1 pseudogene is annotated in these 426 nt (G+C 56.7%); it reads left to right on the top strand.

From position 1 onward, the window contains the following. Positions 1-12: 12 nt before the first annotated feature. Positions 13-426 (top strand): annotated as a pseudogene (locus C450_RS21110) (IS701 family transposase); the annotation flags it as partial.

Genomic DNA, 426 nt, shown 5'->3' with positions numbered 1-426 from the left:
CAATGACGGCCGATGCTTCCGATTACGGACTTCCTGTCCTGCACCGATCCACTGGACGAGTTCGACTCGCTGTCGTATCACCAGACTCACCACGCCAAAACGTACGTGACAGGTCTTGCTGCGGCCCGCAGCAAGACCGTCACCGGGATCGCACGTGAAGTCCTTCCGGCCCAAGGCGACCGAGCACTCAACAAGTTCCTCACTGAATACGACTNCAGGACCTCGTCTACGCATTCTACACCGACGATAAAACCTCCTATCCACTCGCATTTCGCCAGTACGAGAAAGCTGACGACGAAGACCAGGACGACGAGGAGACGAAGTACGATCTCGCTCGGGAGATAGTCACAGAACTGGAAGAAGAGGTAGGTGTACCTGCGGACACCTACCTCTTCGACTCGTGGTTCGCCCACGACTCGGACCTGA

This window comes from Halococcus salifodinae DSM 8989 (assembly GCF_000336935.1).
Classification (GTDB): Archaea; Halobacteriota; Halobacteria; order Halobacteriales; family Halococcaceae; genus Halococcus; species Halococcus salifodinae.
Note: the sequence above shows the minus strand (reverse complement) of the source record. Positions and strands in the feature narration are given on the sequence as shown.